17 protein-coding genes are annotated in these 17,630 nt (G+C 46.9%); 12 read left to right on the top strand and 5 right to left on the bottom strand.

What is annotated here, in order from left to right; genetic code table 11:
- Positions 1–18 precede the first annotated feature (18 nt).
- From NHN17_RS00315 to NHN17_RS00335, 5 genes are all read left to right on the top strand, one after another.
- A complete protein-coding gene (locus tag NHN17_RS00315) occupies positions 19–1,524 on the top strand; it encodes an inactive transglutaminase family protein (protein ID WP_255040095.1) in 1,506 nt (501 codons plus the stop codon).
- Positions 1,525–1,533: 9 nt separating this feature from the next.
- Positions 1,534–2,502, top strand: a complete 969-nt coding sequence (locus NHN17_RS00320) for an alpha-L-glutamate ligase-like protein (protein ID WP_255040234.1) — start codon at positions 1,534–1,536, stop codon at positions 2,500–2,502.
- Between the two features lie 123 nt (positions 2,503–2,625).
- Positions 2,626–3,807 (top strand): MalY/PatB family protein, encoded by a 1,182-nt coding sequence (locus tag NHN17_RS00325; RefSeq protein ID WP_255040096.1) that lies wholly within the window; start codon positions 2,626–2,628, stop codon positions 3,805–3,807.
- Positions 3,808–3,905: 98 nt separating this feature from the next.
- Positions 3,906–4,412: a VC2046/SO_2500 family protein gene (locus tag NHN17_RS00330; RefSeq protein ID WP_255040097.1), complete on the top strand. Its 507-nt coding sequence runs from the start codon at positions 3,906–3,908 to the stop codon at positions 4,410–4,412.
- A gap of 298 nt (positions 4,413–4,710) precedes the next feature.
- Complete coding sequence (locus NHN17_RS00335) at positions 4,711–5,397, top strand: SDR family oxidoreductase (RefSeq protein ID WP_255040098.1); 687 nt, start codon at positions 4,711–4,713, stop codon at positions 5,395–5,397.
- A gap of 140 nt (positions 5,398–5,537) precedes the next feature.
- Here NHN17_RS00335 and adhE read toward each other — a convergent pair whose 3' ends face one another.
- Positions 5,538–8,237, bottom strand: coding sequence for a bifunctional acetaldehyde-CoA/alcohol dehydrogenase (gene adhE, locus NHN17_RS00340; RefSeq protein ID WP_255040099.1), 2,700 nt, complete (start codon positions 8,235–8,237; stop codon positions 5,538–5,540).
- A gap of 707 nt (positions 8,238–8,944) precedes the next feature.
- On the opposite strand from adhE, the gene NHN17_RS00345 reads away from it, so the two are divergent.
- The 4 genes from NHN17_RS00345 (at position 8,945) to NHN17_RS00360 (ending at position 12,217) form a co-directional block, all read left to right on the top strand.
- A complete protein-coding gene (locus NHN17_RS00345) occupies positions 8,945–9,583 on the top strand; it encodes a YchE family NAAT transporter (protein ID WP_255040100.1) in 639 nt (212 codons plus the stop codon).
- Between the two features lie 233 nt (positions 9,584–9,816).
- Positions 9,817–10,254, top strand: a complete 438-nt coding sequence (locus NHN17_RS00350; RefSeq protein WP_255040101.1) for an ATP-dependent zinc protease family protein — start codon at positions 9,817–9,819, stop codon at positions 10,252–10,254.
- A gap of 6 nt (positions 10,255–10,260) precedes the next feature.
- Complete coding sequence (gene rimK, locus NHN17_RS00355) at positions 10,261–11,166, top strand: 30S ribosomal protein S6--L-glutamate ligase (protein WP_255040102.1); 906 nt, start codon at positions 10,261–10,263, stop codon at positions 11,164–11,166.
- A complete protein-coding gene (locus tag NHN17_RS00360) occupies positions 11,126–12,217 on the top strand; it encodes a succinylglutamate desuccinylase/aspartoacylase family protein (RefSeq protein WP_255040103.1) in 1,092 nt (363 codons plus the stop codon). Before rimK ends, NHN17_RS00360 begins: the two co-directional genes overlap by 41 nt.
- A 70-nt stretch (positions 12,218–12,287) precedes the next feature.
- Here NHN17_RS00360 and NHN17_RS00365 read toward each other — a convergent pair whose 3' ends face one another.
- Positions 12,288–12,446, bottom strand: coding sequence for a hypothetical protein (locus NHN17_RS00365; protein ID WP_255040104.1), 159 nt, complete (start codon positions 12,444–12,446; stop codon positions 12,288–12,290).
- 18 nt (positions 12,447–12,464) lie between these two features.
- Here NHN17_RS00365 and NHN17_RS00370 point away from each other — a divergent pair, with 18 nt between their 5' ends.
- Positions 12,465–12,656, top strand: a complete 192-nt coding sequence (locus NHN17_RS00370; RefSeq protein WP_373689525.1) for a magnesium transporter — start codon at positions 12,465–12,467, stop codon at positions 12,654–12,656.
- Between the two features lie 157 nt (positions 12,657–12,813).
- Here the strand turns inward: NHN17_RS00370 and NHN17_RS00375 are convergent, their stop codons facing one another.
- Positions 12,814–13,308, bottom strand: coding sequence for a hypothetical protein (locus tag NHN17_RS00375; RefSeq protein ID WP_255040106.1), 495 nt, complete (start codon positions 13,306–13,308; stop codon positions 12,814–12,816).
- Positions 13,309–13,542: 234 nt separating this feature from the next.
- Positions 13,543–14,925, bottom strand: a complete 1,383-nt coding sequence (gene cysS, locus NHN17_RS00380) for a cysteine--tRNA ligase (RefSeq protein WP_255040107.1) — start codon at positions 14,923–14,925, stop codon at positions 13,543–13,545.
- Between the two features lie 319 nt (positions 14,926–15,244).
- Between cysS and NHN17_RS00385 the strand changes: the two genes are divergently transcribed.
- Together NHN17_RS00385 and lpxH are read left to right on the top strand one after the other, a co-directional pair.
- Positions 15,245–15,742: a peptidylprolyl isomerase gene (locus tag NHN17_RS00385; protein ID WP_255040108.1), complete on the top strand. Its 498-nt coding sequence runs from the start codon at positions 15,245–15,247 to the stop codon at positions 15,740–15,742.
- Positions 15,743–15,782: 40 nt separating this feature from the next.
- Positions 15,783–16,514 carry a UDP-2,3-diacylglucosamine diphosphatase gene (gene lpxH / locus NHN17_RS00390; RefSeq protein WP_255040235.1) on the top strand — a complete coding sequence of 244 codons (732 nt, stop codon included), beginning with the start codon at positions 15,783–15,785 and terminating at the stop codon, positions 16,512–16,514.
- 104 nt (positions 16,515–16,618) lie between these two features.
- On the opposite strand, the gene NHN17_RS00395 is transcribed toward lpxH, so the two are convergent.
- Positions 16,619–17,521, bottom strand: coding sequence for a sulfite exporter TauE/SafE family protein (locus NHN17_RS00395; protein WP_255040109.1), 903 nt, complete (start codon positions 17,519–17,521; stop codon positions 16,619–16,621).
- Positions 17,522–17,630: the final 109 nt, after the last annotated feature.

Consider the following 17,630-nt stretch of genomic DNA (forward strand, 5'->3'; position numbering starts at 1 on the left):
ACAAATGATGAGGACGTCATGACATCAAGAATCCCGTTTTATTTTCTTATTACCCTGTTAGTCATCGCAGGTGCGGCACTGAGTATGTACCGCCACGATGTCTACGGGGTGCCATGGACGCCGGGTGAAGAGCGTGCGCTATGGGAACTCGAGGCACGCATTGAGTTTGATGCCATTGGTGATCCGGTTAAAGTCTCCATGGCAGCACCGGAAACTCAGCAAGGCTTTACCCAAATTGATGAGAGTACCTCATCACCAGGTTATGGCGTCGCTCTCATTGACACCAACAAAGGCCGACGTGCTGAATGGTCCATCCGCGAGGCGACCGGCAAGCAGATTCTTTATTACAAAACCCAAATGCTGGTCGACGATCAGGCAAGCTTCAACATGGCCCCACCTAAAGGTGAGACCGTTGCAGTTAGCCTTGATAACCCGCAGCAAACTGCCGCTACCGCACTACTTGCCCAAGCTCGCAGCCTGTCTTCCGACAACATCACCCTTACCCGCGAGCTTATTAAGCAATTCAACGATCGCAACAATCAGAATTCTGCCTTGTTGCTCAACAGCCTCAGTCGCGAGCAGGCTATCATCAACCTGCTTTCTCTGGAAAAGGTCCACGCCCGTATTGTCGGGGGCTTACAGCTGGAAGATGGCCGACGTCGCCAAAGCATAACCCAAATGGTAGAGGTGTGGGGTGGCCAAACTTGGGAGCTGTTTGACCTTCAAACAGGCCAAGAAGGCAAACCTGACAATATCCTGCTTTGGAACCAACAAGGGCACTCCCTGTTGGACGTGATCGGTGGTCGCAACTCCAATATCAGTTTCTCGATCATTGCCCAGGACATCACACCGCAACAGGCAACAAGAGAAAAAGTTCAAGCCGAAGACTTACTTAACTTCTCGATCCACAGCCTTCCGGTTGAAGAACAGGCTATGTTCAAGACCATTATGCTTGTACCTATCGGTGCGTTGATTGTGGTATTCCTGCGTATCATTATCGGTCTGAAGACCTCTGGTACCTTCATGCCTGTTTTGATCGCGGTGGCGTTTGTCCAGACCCAATTGGTCACGGGTATTCTCGGCTTCCTACTGATTGTCGGTACCGGTTTGGTGATACGTAGTTACCTGTCTAAGCTCAACTTGCTTCTGGTGGCGAGGATCTCTGCGGTGATCATCACGGTTATCATGATTATCTCGGTATTTACCGTTGTCGCCTTCAAGATTGGCTTGGTCGAAGGCCTGACAATCACCTTCTTCCCAATGATTATCCTATCGTGGACCATCGAACGTATGTCCATCCTGTGGGAAGAGGAAGGCGCGAAGGAAGTTCTTGTCCAGGGTGGTGGCTCGCTACTTACCGCTGTATTCGTGTACTTGGCGATGACGAACCCGTTGATCCGCCACCTGACATTCAACTTTATTGGTATTCAGCTGCTTATTCTGGCGCTGATCCTAATGTTAGGTAACTACACTGGCTACCGTTTGAGTGAGCTACGACGCTTCAAGCCACTAGCGGAGGACTAAACTATGTCACTGTTTTCACAGTTTACGTCTCCGTTCAAGCTGCGTGAGCGCGGTATCATGGGGATGAACCAGCGCAACCACAGCTACATCGGCCGTTACAACGATCGTAGCCTGTACCCGCTGGTTGACGACAAGCTTAAAACCAAGCTGATCGCCAAGCAGGCCGGAGCCACGGTTCCCGAGCTTATTGGCGTTATCGACAGCCAGGTTTACGTTAAGCGCGTCCATGACATGGTTAAAAACTGGCCCGGCTTTGTTATCAAGCCGGCCCAAGGCTCTGGAGGTAAAGGGATCTTGGTTGTGGTCAAGCACAAAGATGGGGTTTACGTAAAACCGTCTGGCGCCGAGATCAACAAGCAAGATGTCGAACGACACATCACCAACACGTTGGCGGGACTGTTCTCTCTGGGGGGCAAAAACGATGTAGCGATGGTCGAAAACCTAATCCAGTTTGATGACGTTTTCGATGGCTTTAGCTATGAAGGCGTGCCCGATGTACGGGTTATCGTTTTCAAGGGCTACCCGGTAATGGCGATGATGCGCTGCTCTACAGCGGCGTCTGATGGCAAAGCCAACTTACACCAAGGCGCAGTCGGTGTGGGTATCGATATCGCGACCGGCAAGGCTATCCGAGCCGTCCAGTTCGACCAACCGGTTGAACGTCACCCTGATACTGACCGCTTACTGAGTGAGCTAGCAGTGCCAAACTGGCATAAGCTACTGACCTTGGCCTCCAGTGCCTGGGAGATGACCGGATTGGGTTACATGGGTACCGACATGGTGCTTGATAAAATTCACGGGCCCATGGTTCTTGAACTTAACGCCCGGCCGGGACTTGCGATTCAAACCGCCAACGGTGCCGGTCTGCTGCCGCGTCTTCAGCATATTGAAAATCTTGGTGTGCCATCCAAGCCGCCAACACCAGAAGAACGCGTCGCCTATGCGGCCGAACAGTTTGGTGTGAAATCAAAGTTCTAATAGTAATAACGTTGATATTCGGTTGTTAACATCGATATTAAGCCCCAGCCTTGTGCTGGGGCTTTTTTCTTTGCTCATCCTATGGCAATAATGAACCTTTGCAGCAGCGTAAAGGACTCATGAATGCACTCCGACACTCGGCAACTCGATCCCCTGTTTGATCAACATATCGACCGCACCAACAGCAACAGTATCAAATGGCAAAAATACCAAGGCCAAGATATTCTGCCGATGTGGGTGGCCGATAGCGACTTCAAGGTACCGCAGGCGATCACCGATGCTCTGCATCAACATGTTGACCATGGTATCTTCGGTTATGGCAGTGCCCCAACAGCGCTGACCGATCTGATCGTCGAACGGATGCAGCACCTCTATCAATGGCATATTGAACCTGAATGGATTGTTTACCTACCGGGGCTGGTTTGTGGTATCAATTTAGCCGTTCGATCGGTCTGCCAGCCAGAGCAAGGGGTTGCCTGCCCGAGTCCAATTTATCCGCCATTCAAGTCTTCCGCCAAACTGGCCAAACGACCGCTGAGCAAGTTGCCTGTTACGCTTGAGGAACAGCGCTGGTTAATGTCATTAGATGACAGCGCCTTATTGCCTGATACACGATTGCTGTTATTCTGCAATCCGCTTAATCCCGGCGGCACCGTATATCGCAAGAACGAACTGGAAGCCGTTGCTGCATTTGCCCAGCAACATAAGTTAATTGTCTGTTCCGACGAGATCCACTGTGACTTATTGCTTGCACCCAATTGCCAGCACATTCCCTTCGCCAGCCTCAATGATGATGCCGCGCAGCGCTCCATCACCCTACTTGCACCAAGCAAAACCTTTAATATCGCCGGGCTCGGAGCCTCGATGGCCGTTATTCCCAACCCGACGTTGAGACGAGAGTTCGTCCGCGCCAAGGCCGGGGTCGTACCCGACGTCAATGTACTGGCCTATACCGCCGCTCAGGCCGCCTATGCCCAAGGCCAGCCATGGCTGGAAAAACAACTCGCTTACTTAAGGCGCAACAAGGCCACGGTTGAACAGGCCATCAAGAACATGCCCTACCTTACCATCGCTCCAATAGAGGGAACCTACTTAGCATGGATCGATGCAACAGCATTACCGGTTAGCTCTCCGTTTAAGTTTTTCGAGCAAGCCGGTGTGGGGTTATCACCCGGTGCTGATTTTGGCAACCCAGGCTTTGTCAGGCTAAATTTTGGCTGCCGTCACCACACATTACTGAAAGCATTAAACCGAATGGAAAAAGCCGTTACGACGCTACAAGCACAACAAATGGCGAAAGAGTAACCATTCGATTGCCAACCCATACTTTTAATTAAAGAAATCATCAGCTGTACCGATACAAACCCCATAACACTGGTTTGTTTGATTCGGTACAGTTCTTAATGCAAATTCATTCACTCGACAAAGCACAGCTGATCAATGAAGTTCAGCTTGGTAGCCAACTCAGCCATGCGGTTGAGGGGGGACGTCGTGCCGATTTTGCCTTAATGCTAGCCCTGCTCTCTCCCGATCAACTTGAAACCACCCCCGTCGACGCACTTCCAGCGCAGGGCAAAACCGAACGCGAGCTCCGTGCTTACTTTGAGTTGCCCGAGCCACAGCCGCTTTCGACCAATGAAAGTAGTTATCAAAATGCCGCCCAGCAAGCCAAGGCCTTTCATGAAAGTGGCTTGGCCGATGCACGCCTGCTTGATGGGCTAAAGCCAACGCCACTGTCTTACCCGCCACAAGGCACAAAGGGCATGCCGGAGGAGGTATACCATAACCTTTCTGGCCACGAACGCCGCCTGCTGCCACCAACCGAAGATGCAACGATCAAGGCATCACCTCAGGATCTTTACCTTTCTTTGGTACAAGCCAAACGGTTCGCCGAAATGTACGGTGTATAACCCTCACCTTTACGGTATGAAAGGCAAACTTGCCTAATTTTCATGGCATGTTAGGCCAATTTACCAGTTATAGCGTTGATAAAGCTGTCATTACGGATTTAATTTCGTGACCGCCCTCATAGCTTTGTTACTTGAATGCTGCACTGTGATCACGTTTCACTAACATTTTATTGCTAGGTCGCGAGTTTGGGGGATTATTCACAGACATGCTTTCAGCGACTCCGTAACCTAACTACATGATTTGTAAGTTGGCTTTTTGACAGTAACAGTGTGTCGGCAGCCTAATATAGGAAGAGCTATGAATATCGCACATTCAGTCATTCTCATCACCGCTGCGGGCAGCCCGCTGGGTAAAGCCCTATCGCTGCACTTTGCTTCTCTAGGCGCAAAGCTAGCTTTGGTTGATGAGCGCCAACATGCCCTTAGCCAAACCCTGCAAGCATGCCAGGCCGCAGGCGCTCCCTGTCAATCCTACCTGATCCCAGATCAAAGCGAGAGAACGATTGGTACGCTGATCAACAACATCCACCAGCATTTTGGCAAAATCGAAGTGCTGGTTAATTGCTGGGTGGGGTCAGAATTACCGTTGTTGCTCAGTCCTTCATCAGTGGATAAGTTCAACCGTTCGATGAATGAAAAAGCGACCCCGTTCTTTACCTTCGGCAAACAAACTGCCCATTATATGCGGGATCACAATTGCCACGGCGTCATTATCAACCTGGCTGCGAATGAAGATTGTATCAATAGCTCTGTCCACTCAAGTTCAAAAGCCATCGTATCAGGCCTGACCCAGAGCTGGGCCAAAGAGCTTGCCGAGTTCAAAATCCGGGTCGGAGGTGTCGTGCCACTCAATATCGAGTGTCCCTGCAGTAATCACCCCAGCAAACTGAGCTCACCGCTTCAATATGAGATCGCCCGTAGCGCTGAATATATTGTTGCCAATGACTATTTCAACGGCAGAATGATTGAAGCCGAAGTCAGTTAATATCAACCTGGATAAGTAATACCAACCTACATAAATATTTGATCAGCCTTGCTACTTTTTGGCAGGCAATAAAAAAGCCCGCCAAAATGGCGGGCTAAATTCAGGTAGTCTTTCTTGCGCTAGCTAAGCTAAAACAATGCTTATGCTTCAGCTTTTTCTTTCTTTGCTTTCGCTGCTGGTTTTTCTGCAACTGGCTCAGATTTCTTGATAACTGAAGTGCCTTCGTACGTCTCACCTTCAACGTAAGGCTTACCGTAGTAAGCAGCTGTTAATACTTCTTTCAGCTCGCTGATTAATGGGTAACGAGGGTTTGCACCAGTACACTGGTCATCGAACGCTTCAACAGATAGCTCGTCTAGTTTCGCTAGGAAGTCAGACTCTGGAACACCTGCTGCCTGGATTGACAGTGGGATATCTAGGTCGCCTTTCAGCTCTTCTAGCCATGCTAGTAGACGCTCGATCTTCTGAGCAGTACGGTCACCTTCTTGGCTTAGACCTAGGTGGTCAGCAACTTCAGCGTAACGACGACGTGCCTGTGGACGGTCGTACTGAGAGAATGCAGTCTGCTTAGTTGGGTTATCGTTCGCGTTGTAACGTACAACGTTAGAGATTAGTAGTGCGTTCGCCAAACCGTGTGGAAGGTGGAACTCAGCACCAATCTTGTGCGCCATTGAGTGACAAACACCTAGGAAGGCGTTCGCAAACGCGATACCAGCGATAGTTGCTGCGTTGTGAACTTTCTCACGTGCGATTGGGTCGTTAGCACCGTTCGCGTAGCTCGAAGGTAGGTACTCTTTAAGCATCTTAAGTGCTTGAAGCGCCTGTCCGTCAGAGTATTCGTTCGCAAGAACAGAAACGTATGCTTCTAGTGCGTGAGTCACGGCATCGTAACCACCGAAAGCAGTTAGCGACTTAGGCATATTCATGACTAGGTTCGCATCAACGATAGCCATTTGTGGTGTTAGTTCGTAGTCAGCTAGTGGGTACTTAGCACCAGTCTTGTCGTCGGTAACAACCGCGAAAGGTGTAACTTCAGAACCTGTACCTGATGTCGTCGTGATACATACAAGCTCAGCTTTCTTACCCATTTTCGGGAACTTGTAAATACGCTTACGGATATCCATGAAACGCATCGCTAGTTCTTCGAAGTGTGTTTCTGGGTGCTCGTACATAACCCACATGATCTTCGCAGCATCCATTGGTGAACCACCACCAAGCGCTAGGATTACGTCAGGCTGGAAGCTCTTCATTGCTTCAGCACCTTTCTCAACAACAGAAAGCGTTGGATCTGCTTCTACGTCGAAGAAAGTTTGAACTTCAATGCCTTGCGCTTTAAGCAGGCTAACTACGTCATCTGCGTAACCGTTGTTGAATAGGAAACGGTCAGTTACTAGGAATGCGCGCTTCTTACCTTCTAGGTCGCTAAGAGCGATTGGAAGGCTACCACGACGGAAGTAAATTGATTTAGGTAGTTTGTGCCACAACATATTTTCAGCTCGCTTCGCTACTGTCTTCTTGTTGATAAGGTGCTTAGGACCTACGTTCTCAGAGATAGAGTTACCACCCCATGAACCACAACCTAGAGTTAGAGAAGGTGCGACGTTGAAGTTGTAAAGATCACCGATACCACCGTGGGTTGTCGGGATGTTTACAAGAATACGTGCAGTTTTTAGCTTATCACCGAAGTAACGGATACGGTCTGCGTTTACATCTTGGTTAGTGTAAAGACCAGATGTGTGACCGATACCACCGATCTCAACCATAGTGACGGCCTGAGCAACCGCGTCCTCGAAGTTGTCAGCACGGAACAAACCTAGTGTTGGAGACAGTTTCTCGTGAGCAAATGCGTCGTCGTAAGACACTTTACCCAGGCCTTCACCAACAAGTACTTTCGTATCTGCAGGAACTTTAACGCCCGCCATCTCTGCGATAGCTGCCGCTGGCTGACCAACGATCTTCGCGTTTAGGTTACCGTCGATAAGCAGTACTTTACGTACTTTATCGGCTTCTGCTTTGCTTAGTACATAAGCTTTGTGCGAAGCGAAACGCTCTTTTACTTCGTCGTATACTTCGTCAACTACGATTGCAGCCTGCTCAGAAGCACATACCACACCGTTATCGAATGTCTTAGACATTAGGATAGAAGCAACAGCACGCTTAACGTCTGCAGTTTCGTCGATAACAACAGGAACGTTACCTGCACCAACACCGATAGCTGGTTTACCAGAAGAGTAAGCCGCTTTAACCATACCTGGACCACCAGTCGCAAGGATAAGGTTGATGTCATCATGCTTCATCAGTGCGTTAGAAAGCTCAACTGAAGGCTGGTCGATCCAACCAATGATGTCTTTCGGTGCACCAGCAGCAATCGCAGCATCAAGGACTAGCTTAGCAGCATCGTTTGTTGAGTTCTTAGCACGTGGGTGTGGCGAGAAGATAATCGCGTTACGTGTTTTAAGTGAGATTAGAGATTTGAAGATTGCAGTAGATGTTGGGTTAGTTGTCGGTACGATACCGCAAATAATACCTACTGGTTCTGCGATAGTCATGGTGCCGAACTCTTCGTTCTCGTCCAAAATACCGCAGGTTTTTTCGTCTTTGTATTTGTTGTAGATAAATTCTGAAGCGAAGTGGTTTTTAATAACCTTATCTTCAACAATACCCATACCAGACTCGGCTACAGCTTGTTGAGCTAGAGGAATACGAGCATTGTTCGCGGCAAGAGAAGCTGCGCGGAAAATTTTGTCTACTTGCTCTTGAGAGTATGTAGCAAACTCTTTCTGAGCCGCTTTAACGCGTGCAACCATTGCATCTAGTTCAGCCATATTAGTAACAGGCATAGTTAACTCCTAACTTAAGATTGAAAACTTTTTAGTAAGGATGCGAAAACATCCTTGGGGGTTATCCGGGAGCTATCCTGCTCAAAAAACCGGTAACACACATACTTAGTAAATTGCTTTCAAAACTGATTATATTCTTTCACAGCTCGAAAATAATTGATTTAGATCACTTGTAACCATTTAGAGCTACACCATGCTATTTTTTGACGCATATCACCCAAGACACTAACCTGAATGGTCAAATTGTGACCCGATCGATTAATAACCAACAAACAGCAGCTGTATCACACCGACATCAAGCCATAAAATTACGTAATAAAGCTACACAGTTTGTCATATTTAGTTCATAACGAGAGCTGATTCACACTTTTTAAGGTCACCAATCCAGTTTTGTTTCATTAATGTAGCACGTAATCCGCTCATCAAAGAGTAACCTAAATCAACGCCTTTTACACCACCGCAACAAGATATTCATAAATAACTTTTTATAGGGGTAGATATAACTATTTTTAATTGGTGCAATACAGACTATTGGCTTAAAGTATCGCCGATCAACAGGTTTATACTGTTTTAATCGAAGGTTCGATCACGGGATGAACAAGCCTAGCTGACTTTAGTCACCATTCCCTGCGATGCAATTTCTTACCCTTTGGCTATTCTGGTTACCTGTTGGGCTTAAAACTCCCATAATTAATACTAAAATCTATATGCAAACATTTGAATTAGCCATTTTTCTGCAGTTTTTTGTTGGCCTGATTGCTGCCGTCAACCCGATAGGTATCATGCCGATTTTTGTCTCGCTGACTGGCCATATGAGCCCGGAAGAACGAAACAAAACGGCACTGACGGCCAACATTGCTGTCACTGTTATCCTGACCGTATCACTACTTGCGGGTCAGTTCTTGCTGGACATGTTCAGTATTTCCCTGGACTCATTCCGGGTCGCCGGTGGTCTGCTACTATTAACCATCGCGTTTTCGATGATGAGCGGTAAGCTGGGTGAAGATAAACAGAACAAACAGGAAAAATCCGAATCTGTCAGCCGTGAACAGATTGGCGTTGTACCACTAGCGATGCCATTGATGGCTGGCCCCGGTGCGATCAGTTCAACCATTGTTTATGGTTCACGTTACCCGGGGATGAGCAGCACGGTCGGTATTGCGCTAACTATCGTTGTTTTTGCAACCTGTTGTTGGATGCTATTTCGCGCGGCACCCATTATCGTCCGTTTCTTGGGCCAAACTGGTATCAACGTGATCACCCGTATTATGGGTTTGATTCTAGCCGCGCTGGGTATTGAATTTATTGCCAATGGCCTGCGTACCCTTTTTCCAGGATTAGCCTGATCAATTAAGCGGAAAACCTTCATTTTCTCCCACTCAAATAGCCGAATGTTCACTTCGGCTTTTGAATAACGCCTCCCCCCCCTTCCGTACTCAATTTAATCAATAATCGCGACTAAAAATTGAGCGGTTTAGCATAACTATAAGATAAATAACTATTTGCGCTTCAGCGTCAACTATACTCGATTTAGTTCCTTTCCACCTACAGACTGCATCAGCCATTATGGGAAGACACGTTGAAAAATAAAGATAAAGTCATAGTTGGATGGCAAGAATGGGTGAGTTTGCCTCAACTTGGAATCGAAAGAATTAAAGCCAAAGTAGATACGGGCGCCAAAACCTCATGTCTACATACATTTGCCATCGAAGAATTTCGCAAGAATGAACAGCTCTGGATACGATTTTGGGTCCACCCCGTTCAGTCAAATGATGAGTTAGTTGTTCAGTGCGAATCACAGGTGTTAGACCAACGGTTAGTGAGGGACTCTGGCGGTCATCAGACACAGCGTTACGTTATTAATACGGAGTTAGTCGCTGGCAATTTATCTTTTCCGATCGAAATGACACTCACTCCAAGGGACAATATGAAATTCCGAATGTTGCTCGGTCGTACATCACTGAAGGCGAAAATGGTGGTTGACCCAGCGAAATCCTTCCTGCTTGCTAAGGAGTAACACGTAGTGAAAATAGGTATTTTATCCCGCAACAAAGAATTATATTCAACTCGCCGACTCATAGAGGCGTGTGAAGCTCGTGGACATGAACACAAAATCATTGATGTGCTTCGTTGTTATATGAACATCAACTCAACATTACCCTCCATTCACCTTAAAGGAGAGGAACTTGAAGGGTTTGATGCCATTATTCCTCGTATTGGCTCATCCGTCACTTTCTATGGATGTGCTGTGTTGCGGCAATTTGAAATGATGGGGGTTTTTCCTGTCAATGAATCAGTCGCTATTACTCGCTCTCGGGATAAATTACGTTCATTACAATTACTGTCGCGTAAAAATATTGGCATGCCCATCACTGGTTTTGCTAGTAAACCGGGTGACATTAAAGATTTAATAAAAATGGTTGGCGGTGCACCTGTCGTCATAAAATTATTGGAAGGCACACAAGGTATTGGTGTTGTGCTTGCTGAGACTCCAAAAGCCGCAGAAAGCGTAATTGAAGCATTCATGGGGCTCAAAGCAAACATTATGGTACAGGAATATATCAAAGAAGCTGGTGGTGCTGACATTAGGTGTTTCGTTATTGGTGATAAAGTGATCGCCGCCATGAAGCGACAAGCACAGGCTGGTGAATTTCGTTCAAACCTCCACCGAGGTGGAGAAGCCTCACTCATACGAATAACGCCAACAGAAAGAAAAACCGCCGTTGAAGCGGCTAAAGTGATGGGACTCAGTGTCGCTGGGGTCGATTTACTACGCTCCGAACGTGGCCCCTTAGTCATGGAAGTGAACTCTTCCCCGGGTCTAGAAGGCATAGAAACAGCAACGGGCAAAGATGTGGCTGGTATGATCATCGATTACATTGAAAAAAATGCCCACTCAAAAAGGACAAGAACTCGTGGTAAAGGTTAAAAAAAATCAGCCTTTTCAATGTAGCGATACAATCGTAAACCCGGGCGAGAGAGTTAGCGTGGACTTGGAAGTCGCCCGGCTATATACCCATTCAAAACTGTCGGTCACATTAGAAATAGTTAACGGCCGCCTTGCTGGCCCTACATTACTTGTTGATGCAGCTATTCACGGCGATGAGTTGAATGGCGTTGAGGTTGTGCGCCAATTATTAGCCAAAATCGATCCGCATAAACTGAGGGGGACCTTAGTTGCCGTGCCTGTCGTTAACGTGTTTGGCTTTATTCATAAGTCTCGCTATCTACCGGACAGGCGCGATCTCAACCGCTCTTTCCCAGGTTCGCCACGCGGATCCATTGCGGGACGTATTGCCTATCAGTTCTTCAATGAAGTTGTCATGAAGTGCACGCATGTTATTGACCTTCATACCGCTGCCATTCATCGCACAAACTTACCTCAAATACGGGCTAACCTGAGCAATCAAGCCTCCTCCCAAATGGCCATGGCTTTTGGTACACCTGTTGTTATAGATGCTTCTTTGCGTGATGGGTCATTACGCGCCGTAACTGAAAAAGCAAACATTCCCATCATTACTTATGAAGCGGGTGAAGCATTAAGATTTGAACCCTATGCTATCAATGCGGGCGTGAGGGGAATCCACAGGGTCATGAGACAACTTGAAATGCTACCGCAAAAGAAACTACTTAAAACAAAGCAGCCCGTAGTTGCGAGCGCTACCCGATGGATACGGGCAGATCTTGATGGCATTCTTCGCTCCCACGTTGCTTTAGGGCAACGCGTTGAAAAAGATCAGACGATAGCTTACATCAGCGATCCATTAGGCAGCGAGGAATTGGCCGTCAAAGCAATACAAGGCGGCATTGTTATCGGTCAACAAACATTACCATTAGTCAATGAAGGTGATGCTATTTATCACATTGCTTATTTTGATGAACCCGATCACCTTGTAGAAGAAAATGTAGAGCTTTATTTAGATAATGTAATGGAAGACAATGACGTTGAGATAAAAACGGGGTTCGAAATCAATAGATGACCAGTAAAAAAGTCATCTATCAATTTCAATTAATTATTACTACCGTAAGATTATACGCTAACAAATAAGTTTAGTAGTAAAACCGGGTACCAAACACATCGTCGGCGTAGTCGAAATCGAGGCTTCCTTGTAAACCGAACTCTTGCGTTCCTTTTTTAAGGTCAACAAAAAACGTTGCAAAAGAGAAAATACTCGAAACGATAAATAGTGCCACTAACTTTTTGTTCATGATAATTATTCATTAGGACTGGCAATTATTATCTTTTTTGCCATATGCATGAATATTATTGCTGCCGCTATATCTGGTACCGTAATTCCATTTAAACTTAAGCCGTTAAATATTTATCCAGCGGTTGCAGGTTCAGTAATACTAACGACTGTAACAGATGTTGTGGTTTTTTTAGTCTTTCTAGGACTTGGTGCTATTTTCCTTGTTTAGAATTAATTTACATTTATACCAATCTGGATAAGTAGTTGATCAAATATTTATGTAGGTTGGTATTATAGCTAATGTTTTTTATTTTTATAAAATACTATCCCCAAGTAACGTCAAGTTACTGGGGATAGGCACTTAAGTGGATGAAGAACAAAGTATTCTAGTTACATGCTTCACTTTTCCAAACCACTTCCCAAATTCCATAGATAGGGCTTCTTAATACCGATTTACCTACCACGCGCTCTATTCTACTGTCTCTCTGAGCATTCCACCCATAGTCTGGGTATTGGCTATTCATTTGATAATGGTAATTGTCAGAACTGCTGCTAACCTCAAAGCTATCTTTACATGTACCAGTACGTAAATCAGTTTCAATTGATGCCCAGCGTGGTACCACACCGGTGTCTAGATCATGTAAAAAAAATGAGCCGCTATATTCTGTATAGCAATCGCTTGCACTAGAGCACTGCCAATAATGAATGTGTTGTTTTGACCTAAATTCAAAGTGGGGTTGTTTCACAACAGTACTATTTGACTCACTTATTTTGTTTATTCCGCTTAAATTTAACGCTAGTGTTTGTTCACTAACATCATCATTACTCGAACACGCCACTAAAAATACGACACAAAGTATGAAGCTTATTATTTTAGACATGACGAACTCCTAAGAACTCACGATGAGTAAGGTATGACGAAGTGCGATCATATCGGTTACAACATGATAAACACAGTTCAATATTAGTTCTTAGAAGTAATGCACCCATCTCACGATTGAGACTCCAGCCTATCTAAATAACTATAGCCTTGATTTGATAGCTGATGATTATTATAGGAAAATAAAAAGCCGGAGCAAAAACTCCGGCTTTTCAATTACGAAAAAGGCTAACCTTTACTTACGACGCCAAGTTGTACCTTGAGGGCCGTCTTCCAGAATGATCCCCATCGCAGTCAGCTTGTCACGGGCTTCATCTGCTGCCGCCCAATCTTTTGCGGCACGAGCATCTAGGCGTTGTTGGATTAGCGCTTCAATTTCAGCCACATCATCGTCTTCACCTGCGCCACTCTGAAGGAAAGCCTCTGGGTCTTGACCCAATAGGCCAAGTACATCAGCCAATTCACGCATACGTGCACCCAGAGCTGATGCCGCGGCAAGATCTTCGGCTTTCAGACGGTTGATTTCACGCGTCATGTCAAACAGTGCCGAGTAAGCTTCTGGTGTGTTGAAGTCGTCATCCATCGCTTCTTTGAAGCGTGTAACAAACTCATCACCACCAGCGGCTTCAACAGAGCTATCAAGACCACGAAGTGATGTGTACAGGCGCTCAAGTGCAGAACGAGCCTGCTTCAGGTTATCTTCGCTGTAGTTTAACTGGCTGCGGTAGTGGCCAGACATCAGGAAGTAACGCACAGTTTCGGCGTCGAAGTGGCCCAATACATCACGGATCGTAAAGAAGTTACCCAAAGACTTAGACATCTTCTCGCGGTCAACCATTACCATACCGCTGTGCATCCAAGTATTCACGTACTGGGAACCTGTTGCACAGCAAGACTGGGCAATTTCATTTTCGTGGTGCGGGAACTGCAAGTCTGAACCACCGCCATGGATATCAAAATGATCACCCAAAATAGCAGAGTTCATCGCTGAACATTCAATGTGCCAACCCGGACGGCCTGCGCCCCATGGTGACTCCCACGTCGGTTCACCCGGCTTGGACATCTTCCACAGTACAAAATCAAGTGGGCTACGCTTAGCCGTTTCGATGTCAACACGTGCACCGGCTTGCAGCTGGTCAAGATCTTGTTTAGATAGCTTGCCGTATTCGTCAAACTTACTCACTTCAAACATTACGTCACCATTATCGGCCACGTAGGCAAATCCGCGCTCAATGAGACGCTCACACATTGCGATAATTTCAGCAATGAAATCAGTCGCACGTGGCTCGATATCGGGGCGCTTCATACCTAGCGAGTCAAAGTCAGCGTGCATTTCGCCGATCAGGCGCTCGGTCAAAGAGTCACAGCTTTCGCCATTCTCTGCTGCACGCTTGATGATCTTGTCATCGATGTCGGTAATGTTACGTACAAAAGTCAGATCGTAACCCGAGTAACGCAGGTAGCGAGAAACCACATCGAATGACACAAAAGTACGACCGTGACCGATGTGACAGAGATCGTAGATGGTAACCCCACAGACATACATGCCAACTTTACCTGGCTGAATGGGTGTAAATTCCTCTTTCTGTCTTGTCAGTGAGTTATAGATCTTCAACATGTCTCTTCGATACTCATTATTGGGGGTTACGGTATAAGGCTGTAATTACACCTTTATTGGCAAGCTAAGGCAAGGAAAAATACCGTTCAGGCGGCTTATGCCCGTGTAAAGTATATCGCCCAGCCGTAAATTTGCGCACCCTACCTTGCCGATGCATCACATGCGAACTAAACGACCTTCATCTATAGTTAGGCAACAGGCTAATTTTTCACCTATTTGAGCCAGAGAAAGCGAACAACGTCAGTTAATATTGACGCCTAGGTCGGTTAAGATAGAATCCAATGTTTAAAGCAATATACACCTATCAAAGGACAAGCTCATGGTAACGCTTCACACTACTTTTGGTGACATCAAAATCCAACTAAACACTGAGAAAGCGCCGGAAACCTGTGCAAACTTCCTGCAATACTGCCGCGACGGCTTCTACAACGGTACGTTGTTCCACCGTGTTATCGATGGTTTCATGGTTCAGGGCGGCGGTATGTCTTCTGGTATGGAAGAAAAAGAATCACGCGCTCCGATCAAGAACGAAGCAAGCAACGGCCTAAGTAACAAGATTGGCACGCTAGCAATGGCTCGCACCATGGAACCGCATTCAGCAAGCTCTCAGTTCTTCATCAACGTGAACGACAACAAATTCCTAGATTTCAAATCAGAGACACCTGATGGCTGGGGTTACTGCGTATTTGCTGAGGTTGTTGAAGGCATGGACGTCGTAAACAAGATCAAAGGCGTTGCAACGGGTAACTGGGGTTACGTTCACCAGGACGTACCGGTAGAAGAAGTTGTTATCAACAACGTAACTATCGAAGAGTAAGACTTCACAAAGGGTGGCCGTTGTGCCACCCTTCCCGCCTATGACCACACTTTTTATTTCTGATCTGCACTTGAGTGCCGACAGGCCAGATATCACCGCCTGTTTTCTTCATTTTATGTCCGCGGAGGCTCGTGGTATTGATGCCCTCTATGTCTTGGGCGATCTATTCGAAATGTGGATTGGTGATGACGACGACTCCCCTTTCCACCAGCAAATTAAAACGGCCTTCCGCCAACTGACCGACAGCGGTGTCCCTTGCTATTTTATCCATGGCAACCGGGATTTTCTCATTGGAAAGCGGTTCAGCCAAGAAACCGGCGTCCAGCTGCTGCCTGAGCACACCGTGGTTGATCTCTATAACACTCCAACTCTGATCCTGCACGGAGATACCTTGTGTACGTTGGATGAAGGCTATCAGCGCTATCGCAAGAAGGTACATAACCGCTTTATTCAATGGCTGTTCTTCCGGCTGCCACTGAGCTATAGGCAGCGTATCGGTGATAAAATGCGTAGCGGCAGCAGCCAAACCAATCAAGCCAAAAGCCAATCCATCATGGATGTAACGCCAGATGAAGTCATCCATGTCATGGCCGAGCATCAGGTCAGGCAGATGATCCACGGCCATACCCACCGCCCTGATGTCCATACCCTTACAGTCAACGAGCAAGCAGCCAGCCGTATCGTGCTTGGCGATTGGTATGATCATGGCTCTGTATTAGTTTGTACCCCGCAAGGCTGCCAGCTCGAAACGCGCGATTTTCAACCGCAATAGCTTCCGGGCCATAATAGTTCCCTTGCGAATATTCAGCCACTCAGAAACAAAAAAGGTACGCCATCGCGTACCTTTATTATATCAAAGAGGCCAACCTCAAAGGGTTATTTACCCAACCCCGTCAATACCTCGTTTCCAGCATTCGGTCGATCTTTTGCCCACGAGCGGTACATAGTAATTGAGGTATACAACACCACGCCAATCACCAACCACGCCAACAAGTGCAAATCCAATGACTTCACTAAATACGCCGCAATGACCACACAGATAGGGCCAGTAATCGCCACAACCAACGCCGCACGGCTATTAATCCGGTTCATACGAATAAAGCCACCCGCCGAGAAGAAGCTCAAGAAAGCACAGGAACACATCATGATCGGAAAAGCCGCCAACGGATGCATACCCAGCAAGTACACCATGGTCATGCACGGGGCATAAAGGCCAATCCCTACCGTCATTAACGCACCGAACAAGAAGTTACCAGCAATAGCTACCGCCAATTTCCAACCCGTTAGCCCGAGTTCAAGCCCCCCCAAAGGGAAAAGCTTAAGCTGACCGGCCAGCATTAGGCTTGCAACGACCAATAGAGCGATACTCATTACCAAGCGGATCAACTGGCGATCCCAGCTTGACACCAAACGAGCGCCAACTGTCGCCCCCAAACACGCAGCCAGCACCATACTAACAAGGGTCGTCGGGTCGACGTCTACAGCCGTCAGGAAAATAAGCGATTGAACCACCGTCGCCAACACCGCCTGGCAATTCAACGTGCCCGGCAAAAGCTGATCATCAATAAGTTTGAACTGTTTATATCCTGCGGTTTTGATGGCAAAGCTACCCACCCCTAAGGTGTCACAAAAGTTGGCAAAGCCACCAATAAGGCCAATGGGTAAAATTTTTGTTTGTGCTTCCTGCACTCGATTTTTTCGCCACGAAACAAGTAGCATGGCGATGAAAATCAGTCCACCTACAAGCAATCCCGCTTGTATGAATGTGAATACTGTCATGAGTTACACAAATTTTTTCGGAAAGGCGCGGATTATCCATTATGCTCGAGCATATTTCCATGCTTGAAATCATGACAAATAATAAGAAACAGTAACACTGTCTTAATCG

Origin of the sequence: Photobacterium pectinilyticum (assembly GCF_024357955.1) — a bacterium.
Taxonomy (GTDB): domain Bacteria; phylum Pseudomonadota; class Gammaproteobacteria; order Enterobacterales; family Vibrionaceae; genus Photobacterium; species Photobacterium pectinilyticum.

What these genes read in the sequence shown, in the direction of transcription:
- NHN17_RS00335 (WP_255040098.1), top strand. Translation starts at nt 4,711, where the DNA reads ATGAATATCGCACATTCAGTCATTCTCATCACCGCTGCGGGCAGCCCG.
- NHN17_RS00315 (WP_255040095.1), top strand. Translation starts at nt 19, where the DNA reads ATGACATCAAGAATCCCGTTTTATTTTCTTATTACCCTGTTAGTCATC.
- NHN17_RS00385 (WP_255040108.1), top strand. Translation starts at nt 15,245, where the DNA reads ATGGTAACGCTTCACACTACTTTTGGTGACATCAAAATCCAACTAAAC.
- NHN17_RS00360 (WP_255040103.1), top strand. Translation starts at nt 11,126, where the DNA reads ATGCCCACTCAAAAAGGACAAGAACTCGTGGTAAAGGTTAAAAAAAAT.
- adhE (WP_255040099.1), bottom strand. Translation starts at nt 8,237, where the DNA reads ATGCCTGTTACTAATATGGCTGAACTAGATGCAATGGTTGCACGCGTT.
- NHN17_RS00365 (WP_255040104.1), bottom strand. Translation starts at nt 12,446, where the DNA reads ATGAACAAAAAGTTAGTGGCACTATTTATCGTTTCGAGTATTTTCTCT.
- NHN17_RS00345 (WP_255040100.1), top strand. Translation starts at nt 8,945, where the DNA reads ATGCAAACATTTGAATTAGCCATTTTTCTGCAGTTTTTTGTTGGCCTG.
- NHN17_RS00375 (WP_255040106.1), bottom strand. Translation starts at nt 13,308, where the DNA reads ATGTCTAAAATAATAAGCTTCATACTTTGTGTCGTATTTTTAGTGGCG.
- NHN17_RS00325 (WP_255040096.1), top strand. Translation starts at nt 2,626, where the DNA reads ATGCACTCCGACACTCGGCAACTCGATCCCCTGTTTGATCAACATATC.
- NHN17_RS00330 (WP_255040097.1), top strand. Translation starts at nt 3,906, where the DNA reads ATGCAAATTCATTCACTCGACAAAGCACAGCTGATCAATGAAGTTCAG.
- cysS (WP_255040107.1), bottom strand. Translation starts at nt 14,925, where the DNA reads ATGTTGAAGATCTATAACTCACTGACAAGACAGAAAGAGGAATTTACA.
- NHN17_RS00395 (WP_255040109.1), bottom strand. Translation starts at nt 17,521, where the DNA reads ATGACAGTATTCACATTCATACAAGCGGGATTGCTTGTAGGTGGACTG.
- lpxH (WP_255040235.1), top strand. Translation starts at nt 15,783, where the DNA reads ATGACCACACTTTTTATTTCTGATCTGCACTTGAGTGCCGACAGGCCA.